Source organism: Microbacterium sp. A20 (assembly GCF_004794515.1).
GTDB lineage: Bacteria > Actinomycetota > Actinomycetes > Actinomycetales > Microbacteriaceae > Microbacterium.
Window position 1 is genome coordinate 193709 of record NZ_SSDF01000082.1, and the last position, 12458, is coordinate 206166.

At 69.0% G+C, this 12458-nt stretch carries 16 protein-coding genes; 3 read left to right on the forward strand and 13 right to left on the reverse strand.

From position 1 onward, the window contains the following. Positions 1–19: 19 nt before the first annotated feature. On the reverse strand, positions 20–463 hold the full coding sequence (locus tag DW298_RS12770; RefSeq protein ID WP_136042850.1) for a GtrA family protein: 444 nt from the start codon (positions 461–463) through the stop codon (positions 20–22). A gap of 54 nt (positions 464–517) precedes the next feature. Between DW298_RS12770 and DW298_RS12775 the strand changes: the two genes are divergently transcribed. Both DW298_RS12775 and DW298_RS12780 read left to right on the forward strand, forming a co-directional pair. Further along, entirely contained in the window at positions 518–1303 is a 786-nt protein-coding gene (locus tag DW298_RS12775; protein WP_136042851.1) for a glycosyltransferase family 2 protein, read from the forward strand. Beyond that, the gene (locus DW298_RS12780) at positions 1300–2748 is read left to right on the forward strand and encodes a hypothetical protein (RefSeq protein WP_136042852.1); all 1449 of its coding nucleotides are present in this window, start codon (positions 1300–1302) and stop codon (positions 2746–2748) included. Before DW298_RS12775 ends, DW298_RS12780 begins: the two co-directional genes overlap by 4 nt. 84 nt (positions 2749–2832) lie before the next feature. Here DW298_RS12780 and glmM read toward each other — a convergent pair whose 3' ends face one another. The 7 genes from glmM to DW298_RS12815 all read right to left on the reverse strand — a co-directional run bounded on the left by glmM (position 2833) and on the right by DW298_RS12815 (position 9044). Continuing rightward, the gene (glmM, locus tag DW298_RS12785) at positions 2833–4191 is read right to left on the reverse strand and encodes a phosphoglucosamine mutase (protein WP_136042853.1); all 1359 of its coding nucleotides are present in this window, start codon (positions 4189–4191) and stop codon (positions 2833–2835) included. Positions 4192–4205: 14 nt separating this feature from the next. Continuing rightward, positions 4206–4691: a 30S ribosomal protein S9 gene (gene rpsI / locus DW298_RS12790; RefSeq protein ID WP_017828210.1), complete on the reverse strand. Its 486-nt coding sequence runs from the start codon at positions 4689–4691 to the stop codon at positions 4206–4208. Between the two features lie 27 nt (positions 4692–4718). Continuing rightward, positions 4719–5165 (reverse strand): 50S ribosomal protein L13, encoded by a 447-nt coding sequence (gene rplM, locus DW298_RS12795; protein ID WP_029261158.1) that lies wholly within the window; start codon positions 5163–5165, stop codon positions 4719–4721. Between the two features lie 265 nt (positions 5166–5430). Then, positions 5431–6099 (reverse strand): endonuclease/exonuclease/phosphatase family protein, encoded by a 669-nt coding sequence (locus DW298_RS12800; protein WP_136042854.1) that lies wholly within the window; start codon positions 6097–6099, stop codon positions 5431–5433. Positions 6100–6111: 12 nt separating this feature from the next. Continuing rightward, the gene (truA, locus tag DW298_RS12805; RefSeq protein WP_136042855.1) at positions 6112–6996 is read right to left on the reverse strand and encodes a tRNA pseudouridine(38-40) synthase TruA; all 885 of its coding nucleotides are present in this window, start codon (positions 6994–6996) and stop codon (positions 6112–6114) included. Positions 6997–7039: 43 nt separating this feature from the next. Then, positions 7040–8581 carry an APC family permease gene (locus tag DW298_RS12810; RefSeq protein WP_136042856.1) on the reverse strand — a complete coding sequence of 514 codons (1542 nt, stop codon included), beginning with the start codon at positions 8579–8581 and terminating at the stop codon, positions 7040–7042. 97 nt (positions 8582–8678) lie between these two features. Continuing rightward, the gene (locus DW298_RS12815; RefSeq protein WP_136042857.1) at positions 8679–9044 is read right to left on the reverse strand and encodes a helix-turn-helix domain-containing protein; all 366 of its coding nucleotides are present in this window, start codon (positions 9042–9044) and stop codon (positions 8679–8681) included. Positions 9045–9137: 93 nt separating this feature from the next. On the opposite strand from DW298_RS12815, the gene DW298_RS12820 reads away from it, so the two are divergent. Beyond that, a complete protein-coding gene (locus DW298_RS12820; RefSeq protein WP_136042858.1) occupies positions 9138–9983 on the forward strand; it encodes an SDR family oxidoreductase in 846 nt (281 codons plus the stop codon). Between the two features lie 59 nt (positions 9984–10042). Here DW298_RS12820 and DW298_RS12825 read toward each other — a convergent pair whose 3' ends face one another. From DW298_RS12825 to DW298_RS19370, 5 genes are all read right to left on the reverse strand, one after another. Then, a complete protein-coding gene (locus DW298_RS12825) occupies positions 10043–10417 on the reverse strand; it encodes a hypothetical protein (protein WP_136042859.1) in 375 nt (124 codons plus the stop codon). Further along, positions 10399–11019, reverse strand: coding sequence for an Asp23/Gls24 family envelope stress response protein (locus DW298_RS12830; RefSeq protein ID WP_136042860.1), 621 nt, complete (start codon positions 11017–11019; stop codon positions 10399–10401). Before DW298_RS12830 ends, DW298_RS12825 begins: the two co-directional genes overlap by 19 nt. Next, entirely contained in the window at positions 11016–11582 is a 567-nt protein-coding gene (locus DW298_RS12835; protein ID WP_136042861.1) for an RNA polymerase sigma factor, read from the reverse strand. The genes DW298_RS12830 and DW298_RS12835 overlap by 4 nt, the downstream gene beginning before the upstream one ends. A gap of 125 nt (positions 11583–11707) precedes the next feature. Then, positions 11708–11881, reverse strand: coding sequence for a CsbD family protein (locus DW298_RS12840; protein ID WP_136042862.1), 174 nt, complete (start codon positions 11879–11881; stop codon positions 11708–11710). 90 nt (positions 11882–11971) lie between these two features. Next, positions 11972–12458, reverse strand: a 487-nt coding sequence (locus DW298_RS19370) for a hypothetical protein (protein ID WP_168443200.1), incomplete at its 5' end; no start/stop codon positions are given.

A 12458-nucleotide genomic window follows, 5' to 3' on the forward strand; every position in this document is an offset into this window, starting at 1 on the left:
CCGCCCCGACCGACCCGTACTACTTGGTCGGCGCCACCCGGAAGACGATGCCGTGATAGAGCACGAAGCGCAGCAGCACCACGATGACGATGCTCGTCAGGTTCACCACGTTGACGGCGACCGCTCCGGGCTCCCGGCCGAGGACCGCGGCGACCGCCTCGACGCCCACCCAGACGAGGAAGGCGCCGATGGCCGTGCACACGGCATTGGTGACGAGGAACAGGGTGACCTCGGAGACCCGTCCGCGACGGTCGCGATGGCGGAACGTCCACTCGCGGTTCCCGATGTACGCGTTGACCAGCGCGACGAGCGAGGCGACGATCTTCGCGGCGACGACATCCCATCCCCACGCGAAGACCAGCAGATTGAAGACGCCGACCTCGATGAGGGTGCTCAGAGCGCCGACGACGAGGAAACGGCTGCCGACGCCGGCGAGGCGACGGATGCGAGAGGGAGGGTTCATGGCTCAACTAGGCTACTTGCTGATCCCCGCGCCCTCCGCCACCCCAAGGACCCTGTGACCCTTCGCCATCTCGCCGTCGTCATGCCCGCCTATAACGAGGCCGAAGGCATCCGGGGCTTCATCGACGAGATCCGCGACTGCGTGTCTCCCCTGGCCGACCGCGTCACCTTCCACGTCGCCGACGATCGCTCCACGGATGCCACGGCTTCGGTGTTCGACGGTGTCTCCGACGTCACCGTCGAGGTGCAGCCCCTCAACCGCGGTCACGGCCCGACCGCGCTCTCCGCCTACCGCGCCGGACTCGCCGCCGACCCCGACGTGCTCGTGCACGTGGACGGCGACGGCCAGTTCTACGGCAGCGACTTCACCCGACTCATCACCGCGCTCACGACCGAGGATGCCGACGTCGTCCACGGCGTGCGCGACGGTCGCAACGACCCCTGGTATCGCAAGGTGCTCACGGGCGCAGTCGGCCTCCTGATCGCCCTCGCCGCCGGACGCCGCATCCCCGACGTCAACACCCCGCTGCGCGCCTACCGCCCCGACGCCCTGCGACTGCTCGTCGATGCGACCCCGGCCGACGCCACGGTGCCGCACGTGCACTTCTCCCTCGCCGAGGCTCGCGCGGGCTTCACCGTGCGCTACCTCCGTGTGGCCAGCATCCCCCGACGAGGAGAATCGACCACCGGCACCATGTGGGGGCGCGGGAACTCCGTCACGTTGCCGCCGAAGCGCCTGCGCCGGTTCGTGCGCGTCGCCCTCGTCGAGGCGTGGACGCTCTCACTGCGGCCATCCGCTCCCCTGCGCAACATCCGTCGACCGGAGACCGTCGCGCGATGACGCGAGCACGCACGATCGCGTTCTGGGCGGCGGCAGTCGCCCTGCTGATCGGGCACGTCATCGTCGCGTGGCACAGCCTCTTCGTCTGGCGCTTCTGGGAGGACGAGGCCTTCAACCTCACCGTTCCGCTCAACCTGCTCGACGGTCTCGGATACTCCAGCGACGGCGCCCTCTCCGGGTCGACCATCACACCCTTCGACCCGCGCATCTCGACCGGGCCCGTCGTGCTCCTGCCCGTGGCCGCGCTCCTCGCGACCGGGATGGACCCGGTGCTGGCGGCACGGCTGGTCCCTCTGGCCTTCTGGGTGACGCTCCTCGCCGGGCTCGCCGTGATTGGACGGCGCATCGGCGGACGCTGGGCAGCTCTACTCGCCGTCGCGGTCCCCCTGGCGTTCACCGCGGATGCCGGGTTCTCCCCCATCCAGGGCCCCGCCGATCTGCTCGGCGAGATCCCCGCGGCCGCGCTCCTCGTCTGGGCGCTCACGCTCCTTCCCCGCCGCGCGTGGCTGGCCGGCCTCCTCGTGGGTCTCGCGATCCAGGCGAAGCTCATCGCCGCCCTCGCACTGCCGGCGTTCGCGATCGCCCTGTGGGTGCTCTCCGACGGCACCGGCTGGGCCCGCGTGAGCGACACCCTCCGGCGGTCGTGGCTGCCCCTCCTGCTGGCCGCCGTGCCGACGCTGCTCCTGGAGCTCGGCGCGCTGCTGTCGCTGGGCTTCGGCGGCTTCGTGCAGCACCTGCGCGACTTCGGTCACTTCCTCCGCACCGGCGGTCAGGGCGACGCCGCGACCACGGTGCTGCAGAAGCTCGGCACGCTGGCGGACTCGTGGTCGCTGCCCGGCTTCCTCGCCGTGATCGGAGCGGTCATCGCCCTCGCTCTCGCGATCACCGGCATCGTGCTGCGCTGGCGTGACGCGAGCGCCGCCGACCGGATCGTGATCGCTTACGCTCTGGCGGCCATCGTCGGCGCACTCGCGTTCGTGGGCTGGTGGGCCACCGCCTCCCGACTGCCGCTGTGGGTGCGACACCCCGCACCCGGCATCCTGGCGTTCTTCCCCGTGATCGCCGCGGTCGCCCTGTGGGCCGTGGCCGCCCTGCCGCGCCGCAACGGCGTCCGTGTCATCGGCGTCGTCGCCGCGTCCGCACTGGCCGCCATCATCGCCGGCGGCGGGGTTTCCCACGTCGTGTCGACGTACGAGCCCCGCACGACGCTGGAGAGCCAGCGGGTCGCCCTTGTGCCGCTCACGGCCTGGGTCGAGGCGAACGACATCGAATGGCTGGCGGCGGAGCCCTGGGGGTACGCGGTCGCGCCGATCGTCCTGACGGGTGCACACGTCGGGCTCTTCGACGCTCCCGCCATGGCCGACGCGCCCCGGCTGACCACTCGGCCCTGCGCGACCGAGACCCTCGTCGACGCCGGCCAGTACCGCATCTGCGCGGCGCCCTGACCGCGCAGCTCGGCGACGCCCCGAAGACAGAGAACCGGCCGGCCGCTGAGATCAGCAACCGGCCGGTTCGAGGTTCTGCGAGCGTCAGAGCGCGAGGCGGTCCTGGACGACCTCTGCCAGACGTCCGGCGAAGGCGTGCACCGACTCCGCATCCGCGGCTTCGACCATGACGCGCACGAGCGGCTCGGTGCCGGACTTGCGCAACAGCACACGACCGGACTCCCCCAGCTCGCTCTCGATGTCGCGCACCGCCTGCTGCACGACCTCGTCGTCGGCGACGCGATCCTTGTCGACGTCGCGCACGTTGATGAGCACCTGCGGGTACACCGTCATGATCGACGCGAGCTCGGCGATCGACTTCTTCTGCCGTGCCATCTCCGCCACCAGGTGGAGCCCCGTGAGGATGCCGTCACCGGTGGTGGCGAACTCGCTCATGATGACGTGACCCGACTGCTCGCCGCCGAGCGCGTATCCGCCCTCGTTCATGTCTTCGAGCACGTAGCGGTCGCCGACGGCGGTCTGACGCACCGTGATGCCGTGCTCGCGCATCGCGACGTGCAGGCCGAGGTTGCTCATGACGGTCGCGACGAGCGTGTCGTCGGTGAGGCGTCCGCGCTCCTTCATCGAGACCGCGAGGATCGCCATGATCTGGTCGCCGTCGATGTGGTTGCCCTCGGCGTCCACAGCGAGGCAGCGGTCGGCGTCGCCGTCGTGGGCGATGCCGATGTCGGCACCCAGACGCACGACGGCCTCGGCGAGGTTGTCGAGGTGGGTCGAGCCGACGCCGTCATTGATGTTCCAGCCGTCGGGGTCGGCCCCGATGACGGTCACCTCGGCGCCCGCATCGCGGAACGTCTCGGGCGAGACGCCGGATGCCGCGCCGTGGGCGCAGTCGAGCACGACGTGGATGCCCTCGAGACGGTTCGGCAGCGAGCCGAGGAGGTGCACGACGTAGCGGTCCTCCGCGTCGGAGAAGCGGTCGACACGACCGACGCCGGCGCCGGTCGGGCGCAGCATCTCACCGGACATCGCCTCTTCGATGCGCTGCTCGACCTCATCGGGGAGCTTGCGGCCCCCACGGGCGAAGATCTTGATGCCGTTGTCGGGAGCGGCGTTGTGCGACGCCGAGATCATCACGCCGAAATCGGCGTCACGGTCGGCGACGAGGAACGCCAGAGCCGGGGTCGGGATGACACCGGCCTCGAGCACGTCGACCCCCGAGGAGGCGAGACCGGCCGAGACGGCCGACGTCAGGAAGTGTCCGGAGACCCGAGGGTCCCGGGCGACCACTGCGGTGAGTCGCTTGCCTTCGGCCTTGCGAGCCTCCGCAGTACGGCCCTGGCCCAGGACGACAGCAGTCGCCTGGGCCAGGGTGAGCGCCAGGTCGGCGGTGAGGATGCCATTGGCAAGTCCTCGCACGCCGTCCGTGCCAAAGATCGGCATCGGAGCAGTGGACCTTAACGCTTCGAGTACTGGGGCGCCTTACGGGCCTTCTTGAGTCCGGCCTTCTTGCGCTCCTTGACGCGAGCGTCGCGCGAGAGGAAGCCGGCCTTCTTCAGGGTCGGACGGTTGTTCTCCTCGTCGATGCCGTTCAGCGAACGAGCGATGCCGAGACGGAGCGCGCCGGCCTGACCCGAGGGGCCACCACCGGAGATGCGCGCGATGACGTCGTACGCACCCGCGAGGTTCAGCACCGTGAACGGGTCGTTGATCAGCTGCTGGTGCAGCTTGTTCGGGAAGTAGTCCTCGATCGTGCGGCCGTTGACCGTGATCGTGCCCGAGCCGGGGACGATGCGCACGCGGGCGATGGCCTGCTTGCGACGGCCGACAGCGGCACCCGGGACGCTGAGGACGGGGCGGGGAGCCGCCTCGACCACGTCGGTCTCGGGAGTCGACGTCGAGAAGTTCTGGGGGGTTTCGGTGGTGTCCTGGATGTCAGCCACGAGTATGTCCTTAAGTCTTTACGGCGCTTACTGGGCGACCTGGTCGAGGGTGTACGTCTGCGGCTGCTGCGCGGCGTGCGGGTGCTCGGCACCGACGTACACCTTGAGCTTGGTCAGCTGCTGGCGGCCGAGGCTGTTCTTGGGGAGCATGCCACGGATGGCCTTCTCCACAGCGCGGACCGGGTTCTTCTCGAGGAGCTCGGCGTAGGTGACCGACTTCAGGCCGCCCGGGTAACCCGAGTGGCGGTAGGCCAGCTTCTTCTGGAGCTTCTGACCGGTGAGCGCGACCTTGTCGGCGTTCACGATGATGACGAAGTCACCCGAGTCGATGTGGTTGGCGAAGGTCGGCTTGTGCTTGCCACGCAGGAGCGTAGCGGCGTGCGAAGCCAGACGGCCGAGAACGACGTCGGTGGCGTCGATGACGACCCAATCGCGCTGGACTTCGCCAGCCTTGGGGGTGTAAGTGCGCGTCACGATAGTGCTGCTTTCTTGTGTCGAACGGAGAAGTTCGTGAATCCCACTCCGGGGTGGTTCTTCCCGACAGGGAGGAACACGCCAGTGGAGGGCTCACGTTCGGACGATGCGCTCTCCCGCGGACGGGAAAGGCACCAAAGGGAAATCATACGCCACCGGGCGCGGATGCCCAAACCCACCCCCTCGGCTCGCTCCGGTCGCACTTTCTCCCGCTGTCGGCGGCTGAGAGCGGCAGCAAGTGCGACCGGAGCGGACGAGGGTCGAGTCAATCGGGCTTGACCGTGACCAGGATCGGGCGGTGGTCGCTCGACCCCTGCGGCAGAGTCGTGATGCGCTCGATCTCGAAACCGGCCGAGGTCGCGAAGTCGTAGTGCCCGCGGAACACGCGGTAGCGGGTGTACGTGTGGTCGTCGCTGAGCGAGAGGGCGTAACCGTGGTCGCGCACCGCCTGACCGAGGTTCTCCTTGAAGATCGGGTAGTTGTAGTCGCCGACCATGAGCTGCGGCAGCCCCTCACCGAGAGTCGCGAGCTCGCTGAGCGCTGCGCGGATCTGGTGCCGACGCAGCGAGTTCAGCGCCGTCAGCGGGGCGGCATGGAAGGAGGCCACGATGAAATCCTGGGCATCGTCGATGTCACGCAGCCGCGCCCCCAGCACACGCTCGTGAGCGGGCTTCGCGATGCGGTCGTGCAGCGACTTCTTCAGCCCGAGGGTGCGGATCGACTGCAGGTGGTAGGTGCTCGATCGGTAGAACAGCGCGAGTCCGAGTCGGTTGCCCTGCGTCGCATCCGCCAGCACGAGGTCGCCGATCTCTGCGGGCAGCTCCGGAACGTCGCACTCCTGCAGACACAGGATGTCGGGGTCGTGCTCGCCGACGAGGGCCGCGAGTTCTCCGGCCGCGCGATGCTTCTGGAGGTTATAGGAGATGACCTTCATGACCGTTCCACGCTACTCGCCCAGGCTGTGGTCGGGCTCCGGATCGCGAAGACGGCTCACACCGTCACGACGCGCCCTCGTCTGCTCCGCTCGTGCCGACAGTAGCTCATCGGCGGGGTACCCGACCTCGGTGAGGATGAGCCCTCGGGCCGCCAGCACCTTGAACTCGCTGGTGCGCGTCAAGGCGTCGCGCAAGACCACGACGTCCTCGACGTCGAGGCGCCCCTCCCCCACGGCCGCGCACGCGCCGACGAGCGCACGCACCATGCTGTGGCAGAACGCGTCGGCCTTGACCTCGGCGACGAGAACCCCTTCGGCGTCGCGCTCCCAGCGGTAGTCGAGCAGGGTGCGGATGGTCGTCGCCTCGTCGCGGGGCTTGCAGTACGCCGCGAAGTCGTGCAGTCCGATGAGGCTGCGCGCCGCGGCATCCATCGCCTGCTCGTCGAGACGCCCGCGGATGTTCGTCGTGTCGTGCCGTCGCAGCGGGTCGAATCCGGCCTGCGCATCGGCGAGACGGTAGCGGTAGCGCCGCCACACGGCCGAGAACCGGGCGTCGAAGCCTTCGGGAGCGATGGACGTCTTCGTGACGGTGACGTCGGAGTACGCGCCGAGCACCCCGCGCATGCGACCGGCGATCGTCTCCGCAGGAGCCATCGGCGCGCGCCCCTGCCTGGCCTCGATGCGCGCCCACTGTCTCTCGTCCAGGTCGACGTGCGCGACCTGACCGCTGGCATGCACGCCGGCGTCGGTACGACCGGCGACAACGAACTGCACGTCGGACCCGACGATCCGCGCGAGCGCCGCCTCGAGAGTGCCCTGCACCGTGCGAAGCGTCGGCTGCTTCGCCCACCCGCGGAAGTGGGTGCCGTCGTAGGCGATGTCGAGCCGGATGCGCACGGAGCAAGCCTAGGACACGTCCGCAGACGTGCCCGAGGCGACCTCAGATGCCGCCGTCGATCGAGCGGATCGTGACGGACGGCTCATCCGGCACCATCACCTGGGTCTCCCGGTTCAGGCTCTCGCCGCGGAAGAACCGCTTCGACCGCGGGAACAGGTACCAGACGAACATCAGCACCAGACCGAACGCGAGCGAGCCGACGCCGATCACGAACGTGCCGCCGATGCCGAACAGCACCGTGTACCCGTAGTCGACGTCCCACATGTCGATCGCGGACTGCACGAATGCCCAGGTCAGCATGAGCCCGCCCAGCAGCGGGAAGAGCCCCTTGAAGAAGAACTCCCGCGGCGAGGCGGTCAGGTCCTTCCGGAAGTACCAGACGCAGGCGAAGCCGGTGATGGCGTAGTAGAAGGCGATCGCGAGGCCGAGCGAGAGGATCGAGTCCTGGAGGATGTTGTCGCTGATCAGCGTCATGCCGATGTAGTAGACCGAGGCGACCACGCCCATCACGATCGTCGAGAACGACGGCGTCTTGTAGGTCGGGTGCACCTCCTTGAACTTCGCCGGCAGTGCGCGGTACACGCCCATCGCGAGCGTGCCGCGGGCGGTCGGCAGGATGGTGGTCTGCGTCGACGAGATCGCCGAGATGATCACCGACACGACCAGCACCCAGCCGAACGGCCCGAGCAGCCCGTCCTTGATGGCGAGGAAGAAGTCGTCGGCGTTCGCCTCGTTGCCCAGCCCCGTGCCGTCCTCGCCGAGCCCGGCGTACATCATGGCCGCGATGGTCACGGCGACGTAGGTGAACAGCAGGATGACCGTGGTCAGCAGCGCGGCCCGGCCGGGGATGCGCTTCGGGTCCTTGGTCTCCTCGTTCAGGGCGAGGCACGTGTCCCAGCCCCAGTAGATGAAGAGCGCGAGGAGGATGGCCTCGGTGAAGCCCGACCAGTCGGTGAACGCGAACGGGTTCATCCACTCCCACGAGAACGGCGTGGGATTCGGGGCGGTGCCGGCGAAGAACTGCCACAGCGCGGTCACCACGAAGATCGCGAGCGCGAGGTACTGGATGCCGAGGAGGATGTTCTGGATGCGCTCGCCGATCTCGACACCGCGCCAGCTGACCCAGGTCATCGCAGCGATGAAGAGCACGGCGACGACGACGACGCGCCAGTCGTTGTTCTCGAGGTCCTGTCCGATCAGCGACCAGAAGTAGACCGAGGCGATCTGCGCGAGGTTGGCGAGCACGACCATGCCCGCGACCGCGACGCCCCAGCCGCCCATCCACCCCACCCACGGACCGAACGCCTTGGTCCCCCAGGTGAAGGTGGTGCCGCAGTCGGGCACCGCGTTGTTGAGCTCTCGATACGCGAAGGCGATCAGGAGCATCGGGACGAAGGCGATGATGAAGGCGATCGGTGCCTGCGCACCGACGGCGAGCACCACGAAGCCGAGCGTCGCCACGAGCGAGTAGACCGGGGCCGTCGAGGCCAGACCGATGACGGTCGAACCCCAGAGTCCCAGCGTCCCCGCAGCCAGACCCTTGCCGTCGGGTCGTTCCAGATGAATCGGCGTCGTTGCTGCCATGTCAGAACAGTAGAGCCACCGCGGTTATCGCGTCAATGGTTTCTTTCGCCAACCGAATCCGCAGCCGACAGCGCGATGGGCGACGGAATCCGCAGATTCAGACCCTTCCGAGCATCCCGTCGGCATGGTCGGCGACCCATTCCATCAACGGCAGCATCCGCTCCATGAGATCGCGGCCCAGCGGGGTCAGGCTGTACTCGACGTGCGGGGGCACCGTCGGGAGCGACTCCCGATGCACGAGACCGTCGTCGGCGAGGGTGCGCAGTGTGGAGGCGAGCATCTTCTCGCTGATGCCGTCGACCTCGCGGCGCAGCTCGCCCCAGCGGAGCGTGCCGTCGGAGAGGCACGAGAGCACGAGCACGCCCCATTTGCTCATGATGTGGTCGAGTACGACCCGCGTGCCGCAGTTCTGATCGAAGACGAACGGCGTTGATTCCTTTATCTGCGCGAAACTAACCGTCATGTGGGTACCTTACTTCAAAGTGGGTACCGTCAAGGCGGAATGCGCGCTGCCCGTCGCGAGGTTGTCGAGGGTGTCACCTACGAAAGGACCCTCATGACCATCCTCGTCACCGGCGCGACCGGCAATCTCGGACGCCTCATCATCGCCAGCCTGCTCGAGCGCGGAGCCGACCCGCAGTCGATCGTCGCCGGGGCACGCGACACTGTCAAGGCGGCCGACCTCGGCGTCCGCGTCGTGCGTCTGGACTACACCGACCCCGCCTCGGTGGCCGCGGCGGTCGAGGGCGTCGACACCGTCGTGCTCGTATCGGGGTCCGAGGTCGGGCAGCGCGTGGCCCAGCACCAGGCTGTCATCGACGCCGCGAAGGCCGCCGGGGTCTCCAAGTTCGTCTACACCAGCGCGCCGAAGGCGACCACCAGCGACCTGGTCCTGGCGCCCGAGCACAAGGCGACGGAAGAGCTGATCGCCGCCGCGGGACTCCCCTCCGTGATCCTCCGCAACAACTGGTACACCGAGAACTACGCCGCCGACCTCGCGCGCGCCGCCGAGACCGGAGTGCTCACCGCCGGCACCGGTGACGGGCGGGTCGCCTCGGCCAGCCGCAAGGACTTCGCAGAGGCTGCGGCGGTCGTCGCACTCGAAGACGGACACGTCGGCGAGGTCTACGAGCTCGGCGGCGACGTCGCCTGGACCTACAGCGATCTCGCCTCGGCGTTCTCCGAGGTCACGGGGCGCGAGGTCACGTTCGTCCCGGTCTCGTTCGACGATCAGCTCGCGGCCCTCCGAGAAGCCGGTCTGGATGAGGGAACCGCCGGATTCGTCGCCGCTCTCGACGCCGGGATCCGCGATGGTGCCCTGGCCGACACCGACGGAACGCTCGCGCGCCTGATCGGACGCCCCACCACCCCGCTCGTGGAGGGACTGCGCACCGTCGCCTGATCGCCGTGCGCCCGGCGGGTGCCGCTCCCCTCACCCAGGAACGAGCGGCACCCGCCGCCTCACCCCGCGTGCGCCGCCTCGGCGGACTGCACGTGCACGACCGTCAGGGTGATGCTGTCCCGCCGGAGCCCGCGCGCCTCGAGCACAGCCTCGATCGCGGCGTGCGCGGCGCGGATGGCCTCCCCCGACCTCGCGTCGGCGTCCACCCCGATCGACGACTCCACCGCGACGCCGTCGCCCACGGGAGCGACCGACACGAGCGGCTCGTCCTCCTGTCGCCCGCCGAGCGCCGCGGCGCCCGCACGGAGCAGGTTCGAGATGAGCGAGCCGGAGCGGTACATGCTGCGGACACCAGGAGTCGCCCGCACCGCTGCCTCGATCGCGGCGGCGAGCGCCGCACGCTCATCCGCCGCCGTCAGCTCTCCTGCGTCCATGACGACACCTCCCTGATGTCCCGGATCGCGATGTCGATCGCGACGACGTTCAACTCCGTGTGCGCGCGAAGGGCCCGATCGACCTCGACCCGGAGCCGATCCGCGATCACGGGGATCGGCTGCCCGTGCAGCGCGCTGGCATCGATCTCCACACGGATCGGAGCATCCGCGACGGTCACGTCGCCGATGAGGCGGCAGCGCCCGATGAGCAGTCCCTGCACAGTGCTCTCGGACGCGCGGATGAGTCCGCGCACCGCACCCTCGGTGATCCCGAGATCCGTCGACGGATCCGGGGCATCGAACGGGATGCGTCTGCCCGAGCGCGCGTCCATGGCGATGCCGCTGAGGATGCGGTCGACCCAGCTCGCATCGACCTCCGGTTCCGCTGCGGTCTCGGCGGCCATCAGCTCTGCACCCAGGCCGTGCAGTCGTTCGAGTGCGTCCAGCGCCAGCTGACATCCGGGCGACTCGTCGATCGAGCGGTCGGAGGGCTGTCGTCCCGCTTCGAGGTAGTCGGTGAGCTCGTCGAGCGTGTGCCCGTCGAGATCGCTCGGTTCCAGACCGAGACGGCGGACTTCGGGGACGTCTCTCTCGTCGGTCATCGCCACTCCTCCATCCGTACGATCATGTATTTCCGAGCCCGCGCGAGGAGTCCGCGCGCGGTCGAGACGGGGATGTCGAGCTCTTCCGCGATCTCCTCGTAGGAGTAGCCGCCGATCTCGCGCAGGACCCAGCATTCGCGCTGCGCGTCGGGCAGCTCGCGGAGCGCCGCACCGACCGCGGCGACTCCGGCGCGCACCTCGACCACCGTCGACGGCGAGGCGTGCAGCGGCGCGGGGCGGTCGATGGAGTCGATGTCCACGACCGGTCGCGTCGCGCGGATGCGATCCACCGCCTTGCGGCCCACGATCCGCATGAGCCAGCTCTTCACCTTCGACGGGTCGTCGAGCTCGCCGAACCGCTGCCATGCGGTGACGAAGGACTCCTGCACGATGTCATCGACATCGGCCGAGGCGTTCAGCATCCGCTGCGTGTACGCGCGCATCATCGGCGTGTATCTCCGCACGAGCACGGCGAACGCTTCGACATCGCCGTCCATCGCGCGCCCGGCGACGATGCCGTCGTCAGCGTGCTCGAGCGCTCTGCGAAAGCGTTCCTCTTCCATCTGTTCCCCACCCCTCGATCCGATCCCCCCAGGGGATTCGGAACGGACGCCTCACCGGATCGGATCCTCGCCGACCCACCTGGGAGTGATCGGGAGAGACCCGTCCGGGTCCCTCCCCGCACCCGCTACTTCTTGAACGCATCCTTGACGTTCTCGGCCGTGTCGCGGATCTCGCCCTTGGCCTGCTCGGTCTTGCCCTCGGCGACGAGCTTGTCGTCGCCGGTGACCTTGCCGACGGCCTCCTTCGCCTTCCCGGCGACCTTCTCCGCAGCGGCCTTGATCTTGTCCTCAGCGCCCATGGCGTCTCCTTTCCTCAGCGCACCCGTATGTCGGGTGCGTATCCGCACGCGCGTGGTCCGCGCGTGGCTCTGTATCGTCGCCACGACCGGCTACTGCACCCTGGTCGGCGAACGGAAACCCTCGCGCCAGCGCCGATCCGAGAGGTGCAGCAGGATCGGGATGCGGGACCCCAACAGGTCGTCCCATTCGCCGATCGCCGCCTCGGCCGCCGCGACGACGGTCGCCAGTGGGGCCCCCGGACGCACGGTGACCGCCAGTTCGACCGCGCGCGTCGAGCCGACACGGTAGGTGCCGGTGCGTGCCGAGAGCACGTCGGGTCGCCGGATCAGCGGCTCGGTGAGGACGGCGTCGACCACGTTGCGGTCGACCGTCGTCCGCCCGGTGGCGGTGACGACGTCGAGCACGGTCTTCGAGCGTCCCCGTCGGCGGGAGCTCAGGAACACGACAAGCAGCACTGTCAGCACCACCGCGGCCGCCAGGGCGAGCAGCACCGGCATCGACACCGGGCCGATGCCCATTGCCTGCCACGTCCAGCCTTCGGCTGATTCCCACGCGGCGGCGACCTGGGTCGCCGGC

Coding starts and splice junctions, on each gene's coding strand:
- DW298_RS12770 (WP_136042850.1), bottom strand. CDS start 463: ATGAACCCTCCCTCTCGCATCCGTCGCCTCGCCGGCGTCGGCAGCCGT.
- DW298_RS12780 (WP_136042852.1), top strand. CDS start 1,300: ATGACGCGAGCACGCACGATCGCGTTCTGGGCGGCGGCAGTCGCCCTG.
- glmM (WP_136042853.1), bottom strand. CDS start 4,191: ATGCCGATCTTTGGCACGGACGGCGTGCGAGGACTTGCCAATGGCATC.
- DW298_RS12800 (WP_136042854.1), bottom strand. CDS start 6,099: ATGAAGGTCATCTCCTATAACCTCCAGAAGCATCGCGCGGCCGGAGAA.
- DW298_RS12810 (WP_136042856.1), bottom strand. CDS start 8,581: ATGGCAGCAACGACGCCGATTCATCTGGAACGACCCGACGGCAAGGGT.
- DW298_RS12815 (WP_136042857.1), bottom strand. CDS start 9,044: ATGACGGTTAGTTTCGCGCAGATAAAGGAATCAACGCCGTTCGTCTTC.
- DW298_RS12820 (WP_136042858.1), top strand. CDS start 9,138: ATGACCATCCTCGTCACCGGCGCGACCGGCAATCTCGGACGCCTCATC.
- DW298_RS12825 (WP_136042859.1), bottom strand. CDS start 10,417: ATGGACGCAGGAGAGCTGACGGCGGCGGATGAGCGTGCGGCGCTCGCC.
- DW298_RS12830 (WP_136042860.1), bottom strand. CDS start 11,019: ATGACCGACGAGAGAGACGTCCCCGAAGTCCGCCGTCTCGGTCTGGAA.
- DW298_RS12835 (WP_136042861.1), bottom strand. CDS start 11,582: ATGGAAGAGGAACGCTTTCGCAGAGCGCTCGAGCACGCTGACGACGGC.
- DW298_RS12840 (WP_136042862.1), bottom strand. CDS start 11,881: ATGGGCGCTGAGGACAAGATCAAGGCCGCTGCGGAGAAGGTCGCCGGG.